This is a genomic window from Flavobacterium gyeonganense, from assembly GCF_029625295.1.
Taxonomy (GTDB): domain Bacteria; phylum Bacteroidota; class Bacteroidia; order Flavobacteriales; family Flavobacteriaceae; genus Flavobacterium; species Flavobacterium gyeonganense.
The window spans coordinates 3308003-3332221 of sequence record NZ_CP121112.1; the positions used below are offsets into that span (position 1 = coordinate 3308003).

The window sequence follows — 24219 nt, forward strand, 5'->3', positions numbered from 1 at the left end:
AAGCAGCCATTGGGCTAATTTATATGAATTATTCTTTTTTTGTAAAACCTTTTCTTGTCATTTCACCCCAGCCCTTAGTTCCCCTAATTTTTTCTTTATAACCCACTAAGGCAGCATATACTGTAAGCGGATGAAAGTACAACGGTTCTATGAAAGCAGCCAGGAGAAGCTTGAAAAAATCGGCTTGTTTTGGGTATTTATGATAAGTAAACTCTTCACTAAACAGCGCTATAACTGAAAAGAACACAGCAAAGGTATAAACAAAAAGAACTAACAATAGGAAGAAATGCCAGTTAATAAAACCAAAAAGGATAAATAATAAGGTTATAACTAGCCCTATAAACTCTATGGCAGGAGCCAGAAATTCGAAAAATGTCCAGTACGGTATACTAAGCATACCCAGAAGTTTATATTTAGGATTCAGGAACATTTTTTTGTGAATTGTGAGTGTCTCAATTGTTCCTCTCATCCATCGGCTGCGCTGTTTTTTGAATATTTTGAAATCTTCTGGTGCTTCTGTCCAGCAAAGAGGGTCAGGTATGTAGCTAACAGAGTAGGGTAGTTTATTTTCGACCATATATCGGCGCATTCTGACTACAAGCTCCATGTCTTCACCTACTGTTTTTGTGTCATAACCTCCTGATAGTAATGCTATTTCTTTATCAAATGCCCCAAATGCCCCACTTATAAGCAATAGTCCGTCAAGTCTGCCCCAGGCCATTCTTCCTAAAAGAAAAGCCCTAAGGTATTCTAAAACCTGTATTCTTGGTAAAATAGCATCTGGGATGTGTACTTCAACAAGACGCCCATTCCGGATAACACACTGATTTGCTATCCTTACAACACCGCCGGTAGCAATAATACGTTTGCCATGAGATTCTAAAAAAGGTTTTGCTAATTTTAATAAAGAGTCTTTGTCCAGGATACAGTCAACATCGATGCAGACAACGTAAGGATTTTGTGCAATATTAAGGCCTACGTTTAGAGCATCAGCCTTACCTCCATTTTCTTTATCGACAACAATCAGTTTTTTAAATGCAGCATTTCTGGAAGTATATATTCCTCTAACTTTTTTGGTTTCAATTTTTAAATCTACCTTAAAATCTGTGAGGACAAGATTATAAGTATTAATCAGGATTTCCATAGAATTGTCTTTGCTGCCGTCATTCACTACAATTACCTCATAATTATTGTAGTTTAAAGAAAGTAATGATTTTACATTTTCTTCAATAGTAAATCCTTCGTTATACGCAGGGGCAATCAAGGAAAGTTTTGGTGCAAATTCACTGGTGAGCAATACTTCGTAATCTACAAAACTGTTTTTTTTAAGATAACTCCTTAGTGCTTTTGTAGATAGATAGGCTAATATGAGATAAGATGACATGATTAGGATGGCATATCCAAGGATTAGGAGTATATAAGCATCCAAAAACCATATGGTTTCACTAGTAAAAAAACTCATTCGTTTGCAAGATTTACGGTTAGTGCTTGTAATACACTTTGTGCTTCATATTGTATGAGTGTACTGGGAGCTTTTTGGGTCAATTGTTCTACATGATGTAGTTTTTGCGTAAGCTTAAGTTCTTTGATGATTTTTAGCCCCAACGCCACAACTGTTGTGTTTTTAGATTCAAGCAAATATTCTACACCCTGGACATCGCCAATGTCGTGTTTTTTGAAAGCATTTATAATATTGAGCTGCGTCCAGTCATCAACAGGATAGGGGTGTCCAGTGAGATGTATGATTCCTTTTATTCCTTCTAACTTAATGGCAGCATTGATGGCTGTGATTTTTAAGGTTTTGTTTTTGGATTTGGAAATAGAAATGATAGTATCAAAGGCTTCTGTAATATTCATTTCGGCCAATTCTGTAATTCCTTTGCATTTTACTTCCCATTTATGGCTTTTAAGTTTTCTAAAAGAAGTATTTATTAATTCTGACTCTTTATAAAACTGCTCCAGTTTTAGGGCATAAACGCCATCATAATTTTTATGAAGATTGATAACAGATTCGGCCAGTACTGCTCTGAAGTACTTATTCTTCAAAAAAAGCACATAATTTGGATCTTCTTTCACCAAAGAAAAAGGAGTATCCATAAAAACTACTGAATACATTAACTCTACAATGACTTGCTCGTAATCATTTCTGAGTTTTTCCTGTTTTATTTTTCTGTTTCGGCTTTCTATAATTAATAAATACAGGACAGCTGATAGACCAACAAATAAGCAGATTGACCCCATTAGAAAAGGTTCTACCCAATGACTGTTTTTATAAAGCTCCCAGATATTCATCATATTGACTTTATTACAAACGGATATTCAGTAATTTATTAATTCGTATTAAGAGTACAGCAGGGCTAATAGGTTTGGCAATAAATTCATTTGCGCCTATGTCAAAAGAGTCTAGTTCTGTTTGTTCAACTCCTGATGAAGTAAATATAATTATTGGAATGTCAGACTGGATATTTTGTCTGACATATTGTGTAATTTCCATTCCGCTTTTGCCTGGCATATTAATATCTGTCAGGATGAGATGATAAGTATTCTTTTCAATAGCATCAAGTGCCTCCTGACCATCAGAGAACTGGTCTACCGCAAATCCTTTAGAGGTTAAGAAAAAAGATAATGATTTGCGTAAGATTTCGTTATCTTCAGCTAAAACTATTTTCATTGGTTTGAATATTTATCTTTGAGCAGTTAATTTAATAAAAAAATAGGGCAATACGTAAAGCTATAGCATATTTTCCTTTTATCATAGTTCCTTTAAAATTTTAACTACCTCAATAATTCCACAATGCAAAATATTTATCTTATCTAAACTTTCAGAGGTAAATTTTCCCATAATTGCTTCCTGTTCAATAATGGATAAGAAATTAGACAGATCTTTTAGCATGAAAATATCCAGACTGGACCTCATATTATGAGTCAGTTTCTTTACATTCTCCATATCGTTAGTATTAAAAGCCTCTTCCAGCTGAGCCAGCTCATTTGGGATCTTTTGTATAAACAGATCTATCATATCCTGCTTAAAGTTAGGATTACCACAAGACATTTCATCCAAAAATAATAAATCGATCTTTCTCTTTGGCGGCTGGTTGGTATCTTTAGTCAGGACTGTTTTTATAGTCTCTAAAAGCATTGCCTGTTTAAAAGGTTTAGGTACATAAGCATCCATTCCTACATCATAACAGCGCTCCTGTTCCCCTACAAGCGAATGAGCAGTCATGGCAATAATCGGAATGTTTAATTTCATTTCTTTCCTGATATATTCTGTTGTTTGGTATCCGTCTTTGATAGGCATCTGGAGATCCATTAATACTAAATCATAGTTGTTTTTTGACAACAAATCGATTCCTTCTTCGCCATTTTCGGCAATATCTAATTCAAACCCAAAATTTTCAATGACACTTTTTGCAAGTTTCTGATTCAGGGCATTGTCTTCACACAAAAGGATTTTCAGTTTACCCGGATGTTCTTCCATCAATTTTTCAATTGGAGTTTCAACGTAATCCACTTTTTTATAGGTAAGGGTAAAAGAGAATTCTGAACCACGGCCTTCTTTGCTTTTTACATGGATTTCAGAGTTTTGCAGTTCTACTAATTGTTTTACAATGCTGAGACCAAGTCCGGTACCACCAAATCTTCTGGTTGTGCTTTCTTCGGCCTGGGTAAAACGTTCAAATATTGTCTTAAGTTTTTCCTCTTGTATCCCTATTCCGGTATCTTTAACCGAAAACCGAAGCGAATAATCATCATCGGTCTCGTTAACCTTTTTTACTGATACTGTCACTTCTCCTTCTTCGGTAAACTTAAGGGCATTGCCGGTAAGGTTAACCAATATTTGGTTTAATCGTCCCTGGTCTCCTATTACCATTTCAGGCAATTCGGTATCTACGAACAGATTCAATTCTACAGCCGAAGATGCTTTGATTTTTAATAAATTATAGACATGTTTAAGTGTTTTTTTTAAATTGAATGGCTGAGCCTCAATAGTCAGATTGCCTGATTCGATTTTAGAAAGATCAAGAATGTCGTTGATAATCAGAAGCAGATTCTCACCTGCAATTTGTACACTATCAATATAATCTCTTTGGGTAGTATCTAATTTTGTCTGTGCCAAAAGGTCAGTAAAGCCAATTATTGCATTTAAAGGTGTTCTGATTTCATGGCTCATATTAGCCAAAAAACTATCTTTTGCTAATACAGCACGTTCAGCAATTTTTTTCTGAGCATCAAGCTCAATATTTTTTGTCGATAATTCTAATTGATTTATTACGTGTTTTGCAATAATCGATAATGCATTTCGCTGGTCTTCATTAAGTTCTTTAGAAACATGGTCTACAGCACACAAGGTTCCTATGTTATAACCGTCAGGTGTTGTAAGGGGAATACCTGCGTAAAATCTTACCTTAAATCCTCCTGTAACGTTAGGATCTTCTTTAAAACGCTCATTTAAAAGGGTATCGGGGATTTCAACCATTTTAGTATCCATAATCGTGTACCTGCAGAAACTAATTTCCCGGGGTACTTCTGATACACCTATTCCAATTTCAGATTTAAACCACTGTCTGCTCTCGTCTATAAAAGAAATATGAGCGATTGGAACACCACAAATATAGGAAACAAGTTTTGTTGCATCATTGAAAGCATTGTCCGGTAATGAATCAAGAATGTTATATCTTTTTAATGCTGCTAAGCGTTCTTTTTCGTTGTGAGGTATTGGAAGTTCTATATTTTTCATTTATCAAAGGTAAATGTATAAATATAATAATTTGATATAGACTTTCAATAAATTCGAAATTGAAATAATTAAAATGTTACATTTCTTCTTCTGAGTTTTGAAGGCTTAGGTATTTATTTTTAAAACCAAAAGGGGTTTCATTGGTCTTTATGAAAAAAAGTCTGCTAAAATAAGCAGGATCTTCATATCCAAGATCATATGCGACTTCTTTTACACTTTTAGAAGTATGAACTAATAATCTTTTGGCTTCCAGGATAATTCGGCTTTTGATAATTTCGTTGGGCTGAGGCAGATTCATTCTCTTAAGCTTATGGGTTAAAGTCTTTGGTGCCATAGCTAATAGATCTGCATAATCTGCGACGGTATGCTTTGCTTTATAATTTGCTTCAACTAACTGAGTAAATTTTCTGAAACATTCAAGATCATTATGCTGCTGCGCCAATACACCATCAAGATGTTGAAGTTTCCATAATCGTGTTGACTTTATAAAGATTTGTTTAAGGTAAGTACGAATCATTTCCTCCTGTGAAGAATCCTTTAAAATAAATTCGTCTTCCATCTGAACAAATAAATAATCTATAAATGCAGACTCTTGTTTTGGTACAACTGTCATGGGCATATTATGAATATTATTGAAAAGTAATCCGTCGCATGCTACTTCTTCATCATGGATTTGAATACAATAAAAGTCCATGTTATAAAATATGAAGTAGCCTGATTCATCACCATGTTTATTGATACTTAAAATCTGATTAGGACTTATAAAAAAGAGGGAAGGGGAAGAAGTTGTATACAAGCTGAAATCTACTTTAATTTCACAGCCTGATGGAAGATAAAGTACTTTTATATAACTCTTATAAGTTTCAGAATTGATGATATCAACGCTGTCATTATCGATTCTTAACATGCCTATTTTCTTCAGGTTTAGATCAAAAAGGTGTTGCTTCATTATCTTTTTTCGTATTAAAAGCCGGTCTGTGTTAAAGACCGGCCAGGTTATTAAAAATAACTTATTGTCATTATCTTCTGATACTATAAATTTGCCAGAAAATTATTTTTTTGCAAATTTTTCAAGCTCGTTATTAAACTTCTCCATTTCTTCAATAAACAATGCGTGACCGCTGTTCTCAAATTTCACAATATAAGAATTTTTAAGACCTTTATGTAATTGTTCTGCAAATACAAAATCACATAGTTTGTCTTTTGCACCATGAAATATGGCAACAGGTACATTAATTCTTGACAATGCCGGACGAAGATCAAGGTCTCTTAAGGCAATTATAGATTGGGTGGTTGCATAAGGTGAAGCATCGGAGTTTATACTTGCTAGCCATTGTGACATCGCTGGAGAAAGTGACGTTTCAGATGCCCCAAAAGCTTTACCAAAGTCCTCAATTAACTGTTGTCTGTTAGTCCGTGTAGTCTGTATCAGTCCTGCTGCTGCCTCATCTGATGCACCATAAGGATAATCGATACGTTGTTTCCAGGAAGGCGCTGCTGCACCAAAGAGAGCTAGTTTGCTCACATGTGCACCTTTGTATTTATCCATATAATGTAAAACTACTGCACCACCCATAGAAAAACCACCAAGAACAGCATTGTTTATTTTAAGTTTTTCCAGTACGACCTTTATGTCATCTGAGAAAACATCAAAATCGTATTTACCATATGGCTTGTCAGATTTTCCAAATCCTCTCAGGGATATTCCTATCACTCTGAATCCTTTCTGTACAAAATATTGATATTGATATTCGTACATTGCATCATTTAATGGCCACCCATGAATTAATACAATTGGCTGGCCTTCTCCTAAATCTGTTACATGAAGTTTAACATTAGGTTCAACCTCAATAAATTCTAGTCTTCCGGCAGATGCAGGAACTCTTTTTGATTGAGAGAAAATTGTTTGGTTTGAAGTAAAGATAAATAAAAAGCTTAGTGTTAAAAAAATTGTTTTCATCTTGTTGTTGATTAATTGTTACTATTATTTGTTTGATTAATTATTACAGTACAAAGATGAGTAATACTAAGAGGCTCCGAAATGGACGATTGTGCGAGTTCATTGTACATTTTTCCCTAAAGCAAAAAAAGTAAGTGCTTTATGGACTTAACTGTCTTATTTTGAGTTGTTATTTGTGGTTTCTAACATGCGAGTTCACAAAAAGTGTAGAATTACGATTGCATAGGTAAATGAAATACTTATAAAAACACAAGCGATTGCATTTGCTGGAATATTTATATGACTTATTCCTATAAAAAAATAACACTATATTGTACTTAGCACATTATAGTGTTATTAGTTTAAATAAATATATTTCTAAATACTCACATTACAGGCTTTATACAAAATGTTCTGCATTTCTTTCAATATCCCTGGAATAGGATTATCGCTTGTAATAGTAAGGCAAAGCTGATCATTAGTACTAATAGCACCAATTGTCTGTTCCATGCCTTTTCCTGAGCGCACCATAGGACCGTAAATTGATTTTAATTTCAATGTCCCAAAATCAGTTTGATATTTTACTCTGACAAGATTGGTAACCATTATGTAATGATTAAAAGCTTCTTTTAAAGTATCGATCATCTGCTGAATATTGCTGCTGTTATAAGTTAGCTTTCTGAAAAATTCGATATAATTTTGTACATGTTCTACTTTGTCAGTTCCATGAAGGCCCGTTTTTGCCATTCGTGCCAGGTCCCAGAAAGACAGATTCTGTTCATTTTCAAAATATACCGGATGTGTCGTGATATTTAAACCGCAGTTATCATCTAACTGGAGTACTTTTCGGGTACAAATTGGAGAAATTAATTCAATTTTCGTAACATCCCATTCTTTTCGCAGTTTTCTGCTTGCGATAACTACAGCAGCACAAATTGCACCATGTACAGTTGTCTGCTCAATTCTTGATTTTTCTACGATTTGTGATGTTGTCTCACCAGAAAATCTGAGGCTTTCAACTTTAGGAAAAACAGGATCAGGTTTTTTAAAGACGTATTCGTTAATTTCAGAATCTGCAATTGCTACATCTTCCGGCAGTCCAAGAGTTTCATCGTTAGATTTCTGCGAAGCTAATACCTGTTGCTGCTTGCCTGTAACTGCCTCAAGTAAATCTCTAAATAAGTACATTAAAGAAGATCCGTCAGCTAATGTATGATTTGCTATCAGGATTAATACTGTATTTTTAGGTTTTTGCAATATAACTACTCTGAAAAGAGGTCCTTGTTTAGTATTAAATCGCACTGCTAATTCTTTTTCAACTTCTGATTCCCATCTAAACTCATTTTCAACATCCATTACTCTCAATGGAATAATCATCGAATCAACATGTTCAATAAATGGTCTGTTAAACTCATCCAGACTAATTTTTGCCGAGAGATTTAGATGTCGCTGCTGAACCTGATCAATAGCAAGTCGCCAGGAATCAATTGGCTTTTTTCCTTCTACCTCAGCAGCAAGAGCGAAATCTTTAGAATCAAGCTGATCCAATAACCAGAACGTTTTTTCAAATGCACCCAATGTGCGGTTTTGATGTTTTCTCATTTTTAATAATTTTTAATGTTTTACAATTAAGAGACTCATTCTCAGTTGCAAAATTCAGTAAAGATCAATTCTGTAAAAATGGATATAGTGCGGTTATTATAGTAGATTTTTCCTTTTACATATTTATTCAAATTAGATTAATATTTGGCTTTTGAGGTATAAAAAAATGCTGAGAGGGTATCCAGTCAGCATTTTAAATAATTATTAAGGGTAGGTTCTTTTTAAGAAAGAATGCAAACCTATTTAAATTGTAGTTGCATTTCTATGATATATTCGAATTTAAATCTGTAAGTGCTTTAAGTTAAGGTGTTTAAGCTTTATTTTTCTCCTGTTGTAAATAAGTTATAAAATTCATGGGCGAGATGCCTGTCACTTTCTTAAAGGTTACAGTAAATCTGCTATGGGATGAGAAACCACATTGTTCTGCGAGATAACTTATTTTATATTTTAGATAACTGTTGTCATTTTTCAGGCGATCAATGATATAATTAATCCTCATTTCATTTATATAGCTGGCAAAATCTTTACCGGTATGCTTGTTAATTACATAAGATAGGTAACGCTGGTTGATGGATAGCTCTGCAGCGACAGAATTTAGGGATATATCTTTATTGAGATAAAAATAAGACTTTTCAAGCTCCTGTATACTTTTTAAGATACTGTTTTCAGTTGTTTCTGATATATACTCCCTTGTACTATCTTTTTTAATGATTATTGGTTTTTCACTATCAGGCTGTGCGTCACTTTTTGTTATGAATTTTTTAAACTTTTTATAGTCTTGCTTTCTTTTATAGATATAAATGCCAATTGTGAGCACAACAATTAGAATACAACTTGCAATAATAATGATTTTACTTTTTTGGTAATTTGATTGGTTAACAACTTCTTTATTGCGAAGTGTTTTAATTAGATCATCTGCAATAATTTTGCGACTGTGCTCTTCATCTTTATTTAATTTCAGGTTTAGCTCATTGTATTTTATATATTTTTTAGTATCAGTTTTTTTATAATACTCCATTAAAGAATTATAAACTTCTTGCTTCAATGTAAAGAAATTTGAGGCTTCTGCTATTTCTTCAGCCATTTTAAAATTATGCATTGCTTTTTTATCATCTCCAATAGCAATATAGACATTTGCAAAACCATTATAGATAAATCCCTTCAGGGGACTATTTGGAGACTGCGATGCCATAAGTTCTCTTTGCGCTTCATTATAAAAAATTAAAGCAGAATCTGATTGTTGTAATGAGAGATAATTTTTAGCAATTAGTTCGTTATTTACTGCCGTTTGAAAATTTTGATCTATAGATTTTCCAGCCTTCTTAAATAATTTATTTCCTGCTTTGAGGCTACTGATTGCTTTTGAATAATTAGAATCATTCATCTCATAATAAGCTATTTCCTGGGATAAATTTCCCTGAAATTTATACATCTCGTTTTTATCCTCAATCTTTTTACTAATAGCAACTGCCTTTTTTAAATGACTTTTACCTAAGTTATATATTTCATATTCACGGTAGATTGTTGACATGAATCCATTGATTCTAGCCTGCAGATTATAGTTTTTCTCTGTTGAGCTTAAACTGTCAGCACGCTTTAATGCTGAAATGGCTTCGTTTCGTAAACCATACTGACGTAAAAGTGTAGCTCTTAGCATACATGCTTTAATACGTTCTGAATTATTATTTGAAATTTTATAAAGATAATCTGTGTTTTGCAAAGCTTTTTTGGGATTTGAAGCAAGCAATATCTGGGACGTCTCTGAGAAAATACGATCGTACTTAGAATCTTGAGCGTAACTTAACTGATGTGACAGAACTACAAACAGAAGGATGATAAATGATTTTAAGCGCATATAATAGATAAATATAATAAGGAACGATTACAAATATTGTAACAGCTTCTTTTTAAGTATATAACAGGATTATAAAATTTTTAGTAAGTGGAATTTTTGATTAGTACGACACTCAATGCCCTCATCAGTTTTCAATAGGGCAAAAATAACGCTTTTTATTTATAATTACTCTAAATAATTTAACGATATAGATTTGTTATGTGCTTTTTACTTCATTATTAGTACTTACTTTCATAAAATTCCTGTAAAAAAACAATTAACCTCACTTGAAAATGAAACCATTTTAACGTGTTTTTTTTATTATGAAGATAAAAATGTACGACTTTATATATGATAATTAGGCTTTTGTCTCCAAACTTGTTTTTTAGTGGATATGTGTTAATGTTTTGATTGTTAGTTTTTTAGTTTTTTGTTTGCTGATTTTACGTTTTACTTATTACGTAATATGTAAAATACTTTAATCTTTTTTTCTAAAGAGATTCATCAGTTTTGCAGTCGTTTAAAAAATTATGTGCTGGCGAAAAGATGATATCGCAAGACTACATAAAATTTATACTGGTCTAAATCAGAATCTCAAATTGCTTTCAACAAAATCTAATTAATATATGGTGAACTTTACTTTTTTTAAAATTTTAATAAATATCAAAAACAGGAAATTCAATATTTTTCTGGTCTGCTTTTTATTGCTGGTATGGGCTAATAAAAGTTACGCAAAAGCGTATTTATTTCTCTCTCCTGTACACGGATTTCAGGTAACATCTTCTTCGGGTAATTTATTCTTTTCTCAGGCGAATAAGGTAAATCTTATACGTAATAATGAAACAGTTTTTTCTGTTAGGGAAGAAATTGCAAAAGCTTCACATACCCAAAATCCATTTTTTATACAATTACTATAATCTTAAAGCAGTAACTATGAAAATTACGAGGAACAAGAAACAAAAAAATCATATAAGCTTAGATTTTTTGTTTGATTGTGCAAAAATTATTTTTACAATAGTTTTATTTTTTTTCACATCAATTAATGCTAATTCACAATGTGCATCTTCAGGCTCTAATCCAGATACCGATGGTGACGGTTTTGCAAACAGTTGTGATACAGATAGTGATAATGATGGTATTTCAGATATTGTCGAGGGTAGATATACGTGTATAAATTCTGTAACAACAAGTATGAATACTGTTCCGTATTCTTTTAACACGCTGTTTAATGCCGCACAAACTACTACACCTGTTACAATTAACAATCTTTCCAATGGGACATTAAATTTTAGTGCTGCATTGGTAGGGACCGCAACTTGGGGTGCTGCTTCCGGTACATCTGGTAATGCAAACCGCGCAGGAGGTGTTCAGATAAAAGACAACTTCTCAGCTGTAGGGGATTATATCTATTTGCAGCCTATAAATACCAGAACCAGTAATACAGGTGCAGTTGCCAATACTTCAAATTATGCAGTATACACCATTCAGCTTCCATATAAAACGGAGGGATTTCAGTTTATTTCGGCTGGATTGAATTCTGATGACGCTTACGAAATTTATGCGTTTAATGGGGCTACACCCATTCCCTTAAATCCATCTAATCTCTCTAATTTTAGTCCTGCACTTGGAACAGCAGGAACATGGACGGTTCATGATTTAGGCAATGGATTAAAAATTACAAATGCTGTTACAACAGGTGGTGCCAATGTTGATGCTAACTTTTTTACGACTACAATTCCCGGAGAAGTTACACGAATTGAGATCCGATCTTACAAAAACCTTACAGGAACTAATAGTAATACGGTTACTACCGGAATTACAAGTATGATTTATTGTTCAGACTATTCTATAGTAGATAGTGACGGTGATGGGGTACCAAATTATCTTGATTTAGACTCAGATAATGATGGATGTTCGGATGCCAATGAATACTACAATTCAGCAAGTGCAGATGGAGGAGATGGAGGTGTTTATGGTACAGGAACACCTGGAGTAGATTCGGAAGGAAAGGTTGCGACGGCATCATATACAGGTAATTATGCCAATGTAATTGTCGCCACACAACTTAATATCACATCTCATCCATCGAATTCAGCAGTAAATGTTGGGGCAAATACTACTTTTACAATAACCGCAACCGGTAGAAATACAACTACTTTTAGTGGAGGTATTCCGAATTATAATGTTCCGCCAGCAACAAATACAAATGCTGGTCTTGTTTATCAATGGCAGATGAGTACGAATAATGGTTCGACATGGGCTAATGTAAATAATGGAGGACAATACAGTGGAGCAACTACTTCCTCACTTTCAGTAAATAATATAACAATTGGTCAAAACCAAACTCAGTTTAGAGCTATAGTTTCTCATAGTGGAAAAATTTGTCCAATAATTTCTAATTCTGCACAAATAACAGTTTTGCAGGCTAATATAGGTATTGATAAAATAGTGGATAATACTACTCCCGCACCTGGTGATAACGTGACTTTTACGCTGACCGCAGAAAATGCAGGACCAAACGATGCCAATGGTGTTGAAGTTACCGATATATTGCCGAATGGATATACCTTTTTGAGTGCTGCACCAAGTGTTGGAACATTTAATCCTGTAACAGGAGTGTGGGTAATTGGCACCTTAAATAATGGTACGAGTGCCACGATGACAATAACGGCTACTGTAAATGCCACAGGAAACTATCCCAACACGGCAACTATTACAAGTAATTTATACGATCCAATTATTGGAAATAATACCTCAACATCAACTCCTGTAGTTAGTAATAATCATGCGCCAATAGCACAAAACAATGCCTACAGCGGCCTTGAGGATGCGGCTTCGATTAGCGGAAACATAATTACCGACACCGATGCAGTGGCAGGAATAGACAGCGATATCGACTCTGCCGTGCTTACGGTTCAGGATTACACAATAACAGGAATCACGGGCACACAGGCAGTAGGTTCGCCAGTTGCCATCCCGGGTGTTGGGCAGATTACCATACTGGCAGACGGAAGCCTTACTTTCGTTCCGGCAGCCAATTACAACGGCACAGTGCCAACGATCACTTATACCTTAACCGATGGTGCGCTGACCGATACGGCCGATGTTGTCATTACCGTTAATGCGGTGAATGATGCACCAATAGCACAAAACAACGCCTACAGTGGCCTTGAGGATGCGGCTTCGATTACCGGAAACATAATTACCGATATTGATGCAGTGGCAGGAGTAGACAGCGATATCGACTCTGCCGTGCTTACGGTTCAGGATTACACAATAGCAGGAATCACGGGCATACAGGCAGTAGGTTCTCCAGTTGCCATCCCGGGTGTTGGACAGATTACCATACTGGCAGACGGAAGCCTTACTTTCGTTCCGGCAGCCAATTACAACGGCACAGTGCCAACGATCACTTATACCTTAACCGATGGAGCACTGACCGATACGGCCGATGTTGTCATTACCGTTAATGCGGTGAATGATGCACCAATAGCACAAAACAATGCCTACAGCGGCCTTGAGGATGCGGCTTCGATTAGCGGAAGCATAATTACCGATATTGATGCAGTGGCAGGAATAGACAGCGATATCGACTCTGCCGTGCTTACGGTTCAGGATTACACAATAGCAGGAATCACGGGCATACAGGCAGTAGGTTCTCCAGTTGCCATCCCGGGTGTTGGGCAGATTACCATACTGGCAGACGGAAGCCTTACTTTCGTTCCGGCAGCCAATTACAATGGCACAGTGCCAACGATCACTTATACCTTAACCGATGGTGCGCTTACCGATACAGCCGATGTTATCATTACCGTAAATGCGGTGAATGATGCACCAATAGCACAAAACAATGCCTACAGCGGCCTTGAGGATGCGGCTTCGATTAGCGGAAACATAATTACCGACACCGATGCAGTGGCAGGAGTAGACAGTGATATCGACTCTACCGTGCTTACGGTTCAGGATTACACAATAGCAGGAATCACGGGCACACAGGCAGTAGGTTCGCCAGTTGCCATCCCGGGTGTTGGACAGATTACCATACTGGCAGACGGAAGCCTTACTTTCGTTCCGGCAGCGAATTACAACGGCACAGTGCCAACGATCACTTATACCTTAACCGATGGAGCACTGACCGATACGGCCGATGTTGTCATTACCGTTAATGCGGTGAATGATGCACCAATAGCACAAAACAATGCCTACAGCGGCCTTGAGGATGCGGCTTCGATTAGCGGAAGCATAATTACCGATATTGATGCAGTGGCAGGAATAGACAGCGATATCGACTCTGCCGTGCTTACGGTTCAGGATTACACAATAGCAGGAATCACGGGCATACAGGCAGTAGGTTCTCCAGTTGCCATCCCGGGTGTTGGGCAGATTACCATACTGGCAGACGGAAGCCTTACTTTCGTTCCGGCAGCGAATTACAACGGCACAGTGCCAACGATCACTTATACCTTAACCGATGGTGCGCTTACCGATACAGCCGATGTTATCATTACCGTAAATGCGGTGAATGATGCACCAATAGCACAAAACAATGCCTACAGCGGCCTTGAGGATGCGGCTTCGATTAGCGGAAACATAATTACCGACACCGATGCAGTGGCAGGAGTAGACAGTGATATCGACTCTACCGTGCTTACGGTTCAGGATTACACAATAGCAGGAATCACGGGCACACAGGCAGTAGGTTCGCCAGTTGCCATCCCGGGTGTTGGACAAATTACCATACTGGCAGACGGAAGCCTTACTTTCGTTCCGGCAGCCAATTACAATGGCACAGTGCCAACGATCACTTATACCTTAACCGATGGTGCGCTTACCGATACGGCCGATGTTATCATTACCGTAAATGCGGTGAATGAGAATCCTGTTGCAGTCGATGATACTTATACAGTTGCAGAAGACAATACCGTTACCCTGAACCCTCTTGCCCTGGATACAGACGCTGACGGAGATACCCTTACAATTACCTCTATCAACGGAACCGTATTGACTGGCTCAGCCCAAAGCATAACAGTGCCAAACGGTACAGTAAATATATCTGCTTCAGGGGTCATTACCTTTACCCCTGATGCCAACTTCAACTCTGGCACAGCGATCAGTTTCCCTTACGTGATCAGCGATGGAAACGGCGGGACTGCTACAGCTAATCAGCTTATCACCATTACGGCTGTAAATGATGCACCAATAGCACAAAACAATACCTACAGTGGCCTTGAGGATGCGGCTTCGATTAGCGGAAACATAATTACCGATATTGATGCAGTGGCAGGAGTAGACAGCGATATCGACTCTGCCGTGCTTACAGTTCAGGATTACACAATAGCAGGAATCACGGGCATACAGGCAGTAGGTTCGCCAGTTGCCATCCCGGGTGTTGGACAGATTACCATACTGGCAGACGGAAGCCTTACTTTCGTGCCAGCAGCCAATTACAACGGCACAGTGCCAACGATCACTTATACCTTAACCGATGGTGCGCTTACCGATACGGCCGATGTTGTCATTACCGTAAATGCGGTGAATGATGCACCAATAGCACAAAACAACGCCTACAGCGGCCTTGAGGATGCGGCTTCGATTAGCGGAAACATAATTACCGATATTGATGCAGTGGCAGGAGTAGACAGCGATATCGACTCTGCCGTGCTTACGGTTCAGGATTACACAATAGCAGGAATCACGGGCATACAGGCAGTAGGTTCTCCAGTTGCCATCCCGGGTGTTGGACAGATTACCATACTGGCAGACGGAAGCCTTACTTTCGTTCCGGCAGCGAATTACAACGGCACAGTGCCAACGATCACTTATACCTTAACCGATGGTGCGCTTACCGATACGGCCGATGTTGTCATTACCGTAAATGCGGTGAATGATGAGCCAATAGCACAAAACAACGCCTACAGCGGCCTTGAGGATGCGGCTTCGATTACCGGAAACATAATTACCGATATTGATGCAGTGGCAGGAGTAGACAGCGATATCGACTCTGCCGTGCTTACAGTTCAGGATTACACAATAGCAGGAATCACGGGCATACAGGCAGTAGGTTCTCCAGTTGCCATCCCGGGTGTTGGACAAATTACCATACTGGCAGACGGAAGCCTTACTTTCGTTCCGGCAGCCAATTACAATGGCACAGTGCCAACGATCACTTATACCTTAACCGATGGTGCACTGACCGATACGGCCGATGTTGTCATTACCGTAAATGCGGTGAATGATGCGCCGGTAGCATTAGATGATACAAATACTCCTGTTTTATCAACAGCAGGACCAACAGTAATCAATGCATTAACAGCAACAGATATAGATGGAACTATTGTAAGTTATACTATAGTAAGTTTACCTGCTCATGGAGTTTTAGCCTTATCAGGAGTTCCTGTAACAGTCAATCAGATTTTAACACCGGCTGAGGCAGCACAGCTTACTTTTGATCCTAACGGAGCCTTTGTGGGTAATGATACATTTACATTTACTGCAACTGATAACGAAGGAGGTATTGATGCCAGTCCGGCATTGATAACATTAATAGTTGAAAAAGCAGTACTGCAGGCAGTAGCAGATCCGGTAAAATTAGCAGACGGAATTAATGGTTCTTTGGAAGTTGTCAATGTTTTGGATAATGATACATTAAACGGAAATCCTCTTGTGCCTTCAGATGTTATTGTAACAGGGGTAAATTTACCAAACGGTATTTCCCTTAATGCTGATGGGACAATAGACGTTGCACCTATTACGGCAGCAGGACAACACACTATAACATACCAAATATGCGAAGTGGCTAATCCTTCTAATTGTAGTACTGCAACTGCGGAGATTTTTGTTGAAGTGCCTGCAATTGCAATAGTGAAAACAGGAATATTAAACGATAGCAACGGAAACGGATATGCGGAAGCCGGAGAGACGTTAACGTATAGTTTTGCGATAACAAATAAAGGTAATGTTGATCTTGAAAATATAGTAGTTTCCGATCCATTGCCAGGCATTATTATTAGCGGAGGCCCTATCAATTTAGCAGTTGGCGAAAGCAATAACTTTTCAATCAAAGGAACTTATATTTTAACTCAGTCAGATGTGAATTCCGGAAGCATAAGCAACCAGGCAACAGTATCTGGAATTACCCAAAGCGGAATAAGCGTTTCAGATAAGTCAGATTTTAGTGATGATGAAGGAGAAAGACCAACCATTTTAGAATTAAGCGGATGTGTGATTAAAATCTTTAATGCTGTTTCCGCAAATGGTGATGAAAAGAACAAAAAATTCTATGTACAAGGGCTGGAATGTTATCCTGATAATACAGTGCAGATTTACAACCGTTGGGGAGTTTTAGTATTTGAAAGAGATCATTACAATAATAATGACATTGCTTTTACAGGTGTATCAGAAGGTCGGACTACTATTAAAACATCAGACGGGTTGCCTGAGGGTACGTACTATTATGTCGTTAGATATAAAGATAAGCAATCAAATCCGCAACAGAAAGCAGGCTATTTATACCTTACTAAATAATAATTTATAATGAAATGGCTTAGTGAAAAGCTAAGCCATTATTTAAAAATAAAATAAATGAAAAAATTAGTTTTAATCTTATTGTTTTGTTCGGTTGCCAGTTTTGCTCAGCAAGATGCGCAGTTCACACAATACATGTACAATACTATCAATATAAACCCTGCATACGCAGGTTCAAGAGGAGTTATAAGCGTTTTTGGATTGTATCGTACACAATGGGTTGGATTAGATGGAGCTCCGGAAACAAGTAGTTTTTCTGTCAATGCACCAGTAGGTGAAAATGTTGGGCTCGGACTTTCATTAATAAACGATAAGATTGGTCCCACCAATGAAAACAACTTATCAGCTGATTTTTCTTATTCTATACCAACATCGGCTGAAGCTAAACTTTCTTTTGGTATAAAAGGATCAGCAAATCTATTCAATCTTGATCCAAACAGGCTGAAACCTGAAGATCAGGGAGACCAGCAATTTCAGAATTTAAAAAACAAATTTACACCTAATATTGGTGCTGGTGTTTACTGGCATACAGATAAAGCTTATGTAGGTTTGTCTGTACCTAATTTTATCCAGACAAATCAGTATAACGATAATGAGGTGGCTATATACAAAAGTCGTATCAATTATTATTTGATAGCAGGTTATGTATTCAATTTAGACAGATATGAAATGGTAAAATTTAAACCGGCAGTATTGACCAAAATGGTCGAGGGTTCACCTCTGCAGGTTGATGCATCTGCTAATTTTATGTTTAATGAAAAATTTGTAGTAGGTGTTGCTTACAGATGGAGTGCAGCTGTGAGTGCAATGGCAGGATTTCAGATAACTGATGGTTTGTATCTGGGGTATGCTTATGATCGTGAAACAACCAGGTTAGTAAATTATAATTCAGGATCGCATGAAATATTCCTCCGTTTTGAGTTCTTAAATAAGTATAGCAGAATAACTTCACCAAGATTTTTCTAATTATGAAAATTAAAAATTTAATATATACCGTTTTTTTATCTTCTGTTTCTTTTTGCGGAACAGCGCAAAATACAGCCCTAAATAAAGCAGAGAAGAACTATAATCAATATGCCTATATAGATGCTATTTCTATTTATGAAAAAGTAGCCGAAAATGGATATAAGGATGAAAAAATGTTTCAGAGACTGGGAAATGCCTATTATTTCAATGCTGAACTCACTAAAGCTGCAAAGTGGTATGATGCATTATTTTCATTAAATAGTCAACAGGAGCCTGAATATTTTTACAGGTATGCGCAGACTCTTAAATCTACAGGGGATTACGCTAAATCAGATGAAATGCTTGCTGCTTTTAATGAAAAAGTTAAAACGGATACAAGAGGAGTCTTATATCAGAATAACAAAAACTATTTAGAACAGATTAAGTTAAATTCGGGTAGGTTTGATATATCAGAAACGGGTATTAACTCCACTCAGTCAGATTATGGAAGTGCAATAGTAAATAATAAATTAATATTTGCTTCTTCACGTGATACAGGAACGGTTAGTAAGAAAACATTTAGATGGACCAACAGGTCTTTTACGAACTTATATGCTGCAGAATTAAAAACAGATGGGACTTTAGGGAATCCAATCCGGTTTCAGAAAAAATTAATTCAAAATTTAATGAATCTACACCTGTTTTTACCAAAGATGGAAAGACAATGTATTTTACGAGAAACAATTTTTTAAATGGAAAAAAAGGAAAAGATGAAAAAAGAATTACATTGTTAAAATTGTATAAAGCTGATTTCATTAATGATAAATGGACCAATATTACAGAATTACCTTTTAATAGTGATCAGTTTAGTGTGGCACATCCGGCTTTGAGTCCGGATGAAAAAAATTATACTTTGCATCCGATATGCCGGGAAGTTTTGGGCAGTCTGATTTGTATAGTGTTGTAATTAACGAAGGTGGTACATTTGGGAAACCTGAAAATCTTGGTGCGGCAATTAATACAGAAGGACGTGAAACATTCCCTTTTATATCCGCAGAAAATGAACTTTATTTTGCCAGCGACGGACGTCCGGGATTAGGAGGACTTGACATATTTGTTTCAAAAATCAATACTGATTTAGATTTCGGTCAGGTGCAAAATATAGGGGAACCCGTTAATACCAAATTTGATGATTTTGCCTTTATAATGGACAGCAATACCAGAAAAGGATTTTTTTCATCCAATAAAGAAGGAGGAATTGGAAATGACGATATATATAAATTCACAGAAACGAGAAAACTCAATTGCGATAAACAATTAGTGGGTATAATATCAGACTCTGATACAAATGAGATTCTGAGTACTGCAAAAGTAATTTTGCTTGATGATAAGTTTCAGCAAATTGCAGAAGTAATGTCAGGTGCAGACGGAACTTACAGCTTTAACGTAAAATGCAATCAAACGTATTATGTAAGGGCAGCAAAAAAGGAATATGAAACTAATGAAGCCAAAATTTCAATTCATCCAACTGATAAATCAGAATTGAATATTGCATTGGTAAAAAATAGTAAGCAAATAGGAGTGGGGACTGATTTGGCGAAGATTCTTGAAATTCCTATTGTTTATTTTGATCTGGATAAATCCTTTATTCGAAATGATGCTGCTTTTGAGTTAGAAAAAGTTTTAGCTGTACTAAAACAGTATCCATCCATGAAAATTGACGTTCGTTCTCATACCGATAGCAGGCAAACTAAAAAATACAATATGGCATTGTCTAATAAAAGAGCTAAAGCCACAATCGACTGGTTAATCCAAAAAGGAATTGCTGCTAAAAGAATATCAGGCAGGGGTTATGGAGAAAGTCAGCTGATCAATAAATGTTCAGATAATGTAAATTGTACAGAAGAAGAACACCAGTTAAACAGAAGAAGCGAATTCGTAATTATTTCCATGCAGTAAATAATTTATAGGCTACAAAAAGACAGGCTTATTTAGGACTTAGCATTTTGTCAAATTTATTTAACTATCCGTATTAATTTAATTTTAAAAGGGAGTCAAAGTAGATGTGTCGAAGATAAATTATCAGACATGTTATTTAATCCGACTTCTGTGAGCATTCAAAAAACTGAAGATTTTTTCATATAATTAAGATATTGAAATTATGAGATACATAAATAGAATTACCTGGCTCCTTATTTTTATCGGAACATTTTTCTGGGCTTCATTGATAATAGATTTGGCAAAGCCAATAGTGCAGGTCTTTTTTACTGAATTTGGTACAAGCAATTTTATTGAGTTCATTAAGAATTATTTATAATTGTTCTGTAAAAAATTAAAAGAATTAAGTGATTTCAACTTTTAAAAGCAGATTGACACATATTGTCGGTCTTTTTTCAAAAGTTGGAAGTTGCATAAAAAAGCAGGCAAAATTAAAATAAAGGGGTTCGACTTTTTAATTAAAGTTGAACCCTTTTCAAATAGAGTTAAATATGATTATTTATAAGTATGTCTGAAGTACAAATGAAATGTTAAATGCTTGCATAAGCAACATTATCTTCATCTTGAATAAAATAAAAAGAAGTACTTTCGTGCCTCTTTTAAGACAACCTTCGGACTTTGAGTACAGAGTGAGTTTCGTACAGTATTTTAAATAATTAAAAATGAAAATAAATAAACTAAATATTATTTTATTCATTGGGCTATTACTTGCAGTAAGCAGTTTTACAAATTTCAGCAGCAGCCGATGGAATATTGAAAATAATTTCAGTATTCATTTTGCAGGCAGCAGTGTAGAGGGGATTTTCGAAAAATTTAAAGGAGAAATCATTTTTAATGAAAATGCATTAGAAGCTTCGAATTTCTCTTTGATTATTGAAGTAGAATCTATAGCAACAGGAAACTGGCTGAAAAACCGTCATGCCAAAAATGACAAATGGTTGGATGCAGATAAATATCCAAATATTACCTTTAAATCCACAAAATTCTTCAAAACTGCGGCGGGTTATGCTGTAAAAGGTATTTTGACAATGCATGGCATTCAAAAAGAAATCACAATTCCATTTACCTTTTCGAACCAGATTTTTAAAGGTAACTTTAGTGTAAACAGAATGGATTACAAAGTTGGAAATATGGAATGGATGTCTAAAAAAGTTTCTAACGAAATAAAAATAGATTTTTCGGTGCCCGTTATTAGAAAATAATAAGCTTCATTTTTTTTTGAAATTGAGAGTTTACATTTAAAGAAAATATGCTATAAAGTTTATTAATTAATTCAAGTTGTTATTTAAGGCAGAATAAATAATAAAGCAGAGTTGTCTTTTAATATGCGACAGAAAATTCAGAAGCACTAAAGTTTTTGTGATTTGATCATTTTTTTGTCTGAGTTGAAATAGACCTCAATAGAATCTTTATATCTTTTTTTTATAGTTATTCCCTTTAATGGAGTATTCAGTTTTAATTTACAAAGTTCAGAGTTGATCATTACTAAAATTATATCTTCTCCTTTTTCTTTAGAGCCAATATAGCCAAAATAATTTATTTGCGGCCACTCAATATAAGCTTTCTTTTTTTGTGGGGCAGCAAGTTGTAATTGTTTTTTTGGAGAATATTCTGAGGTGTTTTTTTTAGGCACGACAATTACCTGGAAATTCCTGTTTAGGAAAGGATCCCGATTGATTTTTTCTAACTCAAAAGTGTCTTTATTGATTTGTTTGATCGATACATTATATTTTTGATCCTGGATTATATTAGTAACTTCACTGTCTGAAAATTGACGGTAAAGCGCTCTATAGCCTACAGTACCCCATAAGCCTAAAACTAACAGAATTAGTATTATATTAATTTTTTTCTTAGTCATTATTGTTTTACAGTGAATTTGAATCCTGTACTATTAGTACCAATATTGCCAGCCCCATCAATAGCCCTTACTCTCCAATAAAATATTCCTGTTGCTGGAGCTGTTCTTTGCAGCGTTGTTGAATTGCTCCTTTGCGTTTCAAAAATAGCACTAAAATCTGCATCATTCGCAAATTCTATTATATAAGAAACAGGCGATTTAGAAATGCCAATATCTGCGGCGATACTCCAGGTATAGGTAACATTCGAATTAACTGTTTGATCACTGTCGTTTCCAGGTGATGTGTTTTTTGGCTGATTCGGGATTGTTGTATCAATATTGAATTTGCTTGCAGAGTACCGTTTAGTCTCGCTTTCGTCATTTTTAGCTGTTAATTGCCATTCATAATTACCATCCTCCAGAGAAGCTAAATCTATTGTTACTGTTTTAACAGTAAGATTAGATTTGGAATATACTTCCCGACCACTTGTGATATTAATAACTTTGACATTGTATGTGGTAGCTTTGTCAAGAAACTCCCAAACAAGAGGTACGTTGATGAAATTTAAAAATTTATTGTTCTCAGGACTGGTTAGAACTACTTTCTGATCAGTTAGGTCATCAGGAATGTTTGTGGAAAAATTTGAAGGTGACGAATAAAGAGATTCGTAAGCATAATTTTCACCTCTTACACTCCAGCTATAACTTCCTGTTTCCAGTGGCAAAGTAACACTGGTTTTTGAAGTGACAGAATCCAATAACATGATACCGTCTTCGTATATCTGAATTCTATATTTATCAGCCCCTTTAAGACTCCCCCATTTAAAGTCTACGACATTACTTTCTATAATTGCATCTTCTGCAGGGGTAATAATTTCAACAGTTTCTTCACTGATATCTTCTTCAAGAATATCATCACATGAATAAGTTAGGATTGCTAATGCAATGAATATTATTTTATTTATTGTTTTCATAGTTTTGAAAAATCATTTTTAGATGTAAAACTTCAGATTTGTCATTCTTCTTTGTGGTGTAAAAATTCATACTCACTATTCTCGATAGGTCGAATTTTTTTTCAAAGCTATAGGCCAGTCCAAGCAGTTCATTACTGTTTCCTGTTACGTCCAGCTGATTGGTTATAATATGATAGTCGTCTTCAGGAAAATTATGTATAGGTTTCAGGTCGCTTATTGAAACTGCAGGTGCATTTTCTGACGCAAAACTTACGATGCCTTGCTGCACGATTTCTTTTGTAGTACCTTCTTTTCCAATGATTTTATCTAAATAGGCAATGTCTTGGGTTAAACCATCTGTGTTTTTTGCTTTTTTGTTGATATCATCCGCCTTTTTTGAAAGAATTCGATATTCACTAATTACATCAAAAAGAGTATGAAATGATCTTTTATAAGCTGTTATTGACAACAGACAAAAAAGAACACCCAAGGCATAAAATTTTTGTTTATACGAATAGTTTTCAAACATTCTTTAAAGTTATTTTGATTTCAAAAATGGATTTGTTTTTCTTGTCTTTTTTAAGGCTTATAATTTCAAAACGCTGGAGCCATTTCATATTTTTTAAATCTTCCAGCCAGTTATTAAAAGATCCTTCGCGAAAAGTTTCTCCCTTAACGATAATGGTTTTGGCCTCAAAAAAAGCTTTTTTATTTTCTTTATACTCTTCTTTTAACGGAATAATATTTAATTCATTTAAGGATATATCTGATGGTATTGATTTAATTATTTCGTACCCATAATAAGTAAGAAATTTAGAAGACAAAACACCGGATTCTTTTAAAATG

16 protein-coding genes and 1 pseudogene are annotated in these 24219 nt (G+C 35.7%); 5 read left to right on the forward strand and 12 right to left on the reverse strand.

Features of this window, described 5'->3' with window-relative positions; translation table 11 throughout:
• Positions 1-28: 28 nt before the first annotated feature.
• The 8 genes from P5P89_RS14290 to P5P89_RS14325 all read right to left on the reverse strand — a co-directional run bounded on the left by P5P89_RS14290 (position 29) and on the right by P5P89_RS14325 (position 10002).
• A complete protein-coding gene (locus P5P89_RS14290; RefSeq protein ID WP_278008935.1) occupies positions 29-1462 on the reverse strand; it encodes a glycosyltransferase family 2 protein in 1434 nt (477 codons plus the stop codon).
• The gene (locus P5P89_RS14295; RefSeq protein WP_278008936.1) at positions 1459-2295 is read right to left on the reverse strand and encodes a hypothetical protein; all 837 of its coding nucleotides are present in this window, start codon (positions 2293-2295) and stop codon (positions 1459-1461) included. The genes P5P89_RS14290 and P5P89_RS14295 overlap by 4 nt, the downstream gene beginning before the upstream one ends.
• A gap of 10 nt (positions 2296-2305) precedes the next feature.
• Positions 2306-2671, reverse strand: a complete 366-nt coding sequence (locus P5P89_RS14300) for a response regulator transcription factor (RefSeq protein ID WP_278008937.1) — start codon at positions 2669-2671, stop codon at positions 2306-2308.
• Between the two features lie 81 nt (positions 2672-2752).
• Positions 2753-4741: a GAF domain-containing hybrid sensor histidine kinase/response regulator gene (locus tag P5P89_RS14305; RefSeq protein ID WP_278008938.1), complete on the reverse strand. Its 1989-nt coding sequence runs from the start codon at positions 4739-4741 to the stop codon at positions 2753-2755.
• 76 nt (positions 4742-4817) lie between these two features.
• Positions 4818-5690, reverse strand: a complete 873-nt coding sequence (locus tag P5P89_RS14310; RefSeq protein ID WP_278008939.1) for a helix-turn-helix domain-containing protein — start codon at positions 5688-5690, stop codon at positions 4818-4820.
• Between the two features lie 102 nt (positions 5691-5792).
• The gene (locus tag P5P89_RS14315; protein ID WP_278008940.1) at positions 5793-6701 is read right to left on the reverse strand and encodes an alpha/beta fold hydrolase; all 909 of its coding nucleotides are present in this window, start codon (positions 6699-6701) and stop codon (positions 5793-5795) included.
• A gap of 357 nt (positions 6702-7058) precedes the next feature.
• Positions 7059-8282: a phthiocerol/phthiodiolone dimycocerosyl transferase family protein gene (locus tag P5P89_RS14320; protein ID WP_278008941.1), complete on the reverse strand. Its 1224-nt coding sequence runs from the start codon at positions 8280-8282 to the stop codon at positions 7059-7061.
• Between the two features lie 310 nt (positions 8283-8592).
• Entirely contained in the window at positions 8593-10002 is a 1410-nt protein-coding gene (locus P5P89_RS14325; protein WP_278008942.1) for a helix-turn-helix domain-containing protein, read from the reverse strand.
• Between the two features lie 740 nt (positions 10003-10742).
• On the opposite strand from P5P89_RS14325, the gene P5P89_RS14330 reads away from it, so the two are divergent.
• From P5P89_RS14330 to P5P89_RS14350, 5 genes and pseudogenes are all read left to right on the forward strand, one after another.
• Positions 10743-11033 (forward strand): hypothetical protein, encoded by a 291-nt coding sequence (locus P5P89_RS14330; RefSeq protein ID WP_278008943.1) that lies wholly within the window; start codon positions 10743-10745, stop codon positions 11031-11033.
• A gap of 16 nt (positions 11034-11049) precedes the next feature.
• Positions 11050-17640 (forward strand): tandem-95 repeat protein, encoded by a 6591-nt coding sequence (locus P5P89_RS14335; protein ID WP_278008945.1) that lies wholly within the window; start codon positions 11050-11052, stop codon positions 17638-17640.
• A 57-nt stretch (positions 17641-17697) separates the two neighbouring features.
• On the forward strand, positions 17698-18606 hold the full coding sequence (locus P5P89_RS14340) for a PorP/SprF family type IX secretion system membrane protein (protein WP_278008946.1): 909 nt from the start codon (positions 17698-17700) through the stop codon (positions 18604-18606).
• 2 nt (positions 18607-18608) lie between these two features.
• Positions 18609-20544, forward strand: a pseudogene (locus P5P89_RS21850) (OmpA family protein).
• 701 nt (positions 20545-21245) lie between these two features.
• Positions 21246-21785, forward strand: coding sequence for a YceI family protein (locus P5P89_RS14350; protein WP_278008947.1), 540 nt, complete (start codon positions 21246-21248; stop codon positions 21783-21785).
• 146 nt (positions 21786-21931) lie between these two features.
• On the opposite strand, the gene P5P89_RS14355 is transcribed toward P5P89_RS14350, so the two are convergent.
• Genes P5P89_RS14355 through P5P89_RS14370 form a run of 4 tightly spaced genes read right to left on the reverse strand, consistent with a single transcriptional unit; the run spans position 21932 to position 24197 of the window.
• Complete coding sequence (locus P5P89_RS14355) at positions 21932-22441, reverse strand: hypothetical protein (RefSeq protein WP_278008948.1); 510 nt, start codon at positions 22439-22441, stop codon at positions 21932-21934.
• Positions 22441-23394 (reverse strand): hypothetical protein, encoded by a 954-nt coding sequence (locus P5P89_RS14360; protein ID WP_278008949.1) that lies wholly within the window; start codon positions 23392-23394, stop codon positions 22441-22443. Before P5P89_RS14360 ends, P5P89_RS14355 begins: the two co-directional genes overlap by 1 nt.
• On the reverse strand, positions 23378-23902 hold the full coding sequence (locus tag P5P89_RS14365; protein ID WP_278008950.1) for a hypothetical protein: 525 nt from the start codon (positions 23900-23902) through the stop codon (positions 23378-23380). The genes P5P89_RS14360 and P5P89_RS14365 overlap by 17 nt, the downstream gene beginning before the upstream one ends.
• Positions 23895-24197, reverse strand: coding sequence for a hypothetical protein (locus tag P5P89_RS14370; protein WP_278008951.1), 303 nt, complete (start codon positions 24195-24197; stop codon positions 23895-23897). The genes P5P89_RS14365 and P5P89_RS14370 overlap by 8 nt, the downstream gene beginning before the upstream one ends.
• Between the last annotated feature and the right edge of the window lie 22 nt (positions 24198-24219).

What these genes read in the sequence shown, in the direction of transcription:
- P5P89_RS14330 (WP_278008943.1), top strand. Translation starts at nt 10,743, where the DNA reads ATGGTGAACTTTACTTTTTTTAAAATTTTAATAAATATCAAAAACAGG.
- P5P89_RS14350 (WP_278008947.1), top strand. Translation starts at nt 21,246, where the DNA reads ATGAAAATAAATAAACTAAATATTATTTTATTCATTGGGCTATTACTT.
- P5P89_RS14320 (WP_278008941.1), bottom strand. Translation starts at nt 8,282, where the DNA reads ATGAGAAAACATCAAAACCGCACATTGGGTGCATTTGAAAAAACGTTC.
- P5P89_RS14300 (WP_278008937.1), bottom strand. Translation starts at nt 2,671, where the DNA reads ATGAAAATAGTTTTAGCTGAAGATAACGAAATCTTACGCAAATCATTA.
- P5P89_RS14365 (WP_278008950.1), bottom strand. Translation starts at nt 23,902, where the DNA reads ATGTTTGAAAACTATTCGTATAAACAAAAATTTTATGCCTTGGGTGTT.
- P5P89_RS14355 (WP_278008948.1), bottom strand. Translation starts at nt 22,441, where the DNA reads ATGACTAAGAAAAAAATTAATATAATACTAATTCTGTTAGTTTTAGGC.
- P5P89_RS14295 (WP_278008936.1), bottom strand. Translation starts at nt 2,295, where the DNA reads ATGATGAATATCTGGGAGCTTTATAAAAACAGTCATTGGGTAGAACCT.
- P5P89_RS14335 (WP_278008945.1), top strand. Translation starts at nt 11,050, where the DNA reads ATGAAAATTACGAGGAACAAGAAACAAAAAAATCATATAAGCTTAGAT.
- P5P89_RS14315 (WP_278008940.1), bottom strand. Translation starts at nt 6,701, where the DNA reads ATGAAAACAATTTTTTTAACACTAAGCTTTTTATTTATCTTTACTTCA.
- P5P89_RS14340 (WP_278008946.1), top strand. Translation starts at nt 17,698, where the DNA reads ATGAAAAAATTAGTTTTAATCTTATTGTTTTGTTCGGTTGCCAGTTTT.
- P5P89_RS14305 (WP_278008938.1), bottom strand. Translation starts at nt 4,741, where the DNA reads ATGAAAAATATAGAACTTCCAATACCTCACAACGAAAAAGAACGCTTA.
- P5P89_RS14290 (WP_278008935.1), bottom strand. Translation starts at nt 1,462, where the DNA reads ATGAGTTTTTTTACTAGTGAAACCATATGGTTTTTGGATGCTTATATA.
- P5P89_RS14360 (WP_278008949.1), bottom strand. Translation starts at nt 23,394, where the DNA reads ATGAAAACAATAAATAAAATAATATTCATTGCATTAGCAATCCTAACT.
- P5P89_RS14310 (WP_278008939.1), bottom strand. Translation starts at nt 5,690, where the DNA reads ATGAAGCAACACCTTTTTGATCTAAACCTGAAGAAAATAGGCATGTTA.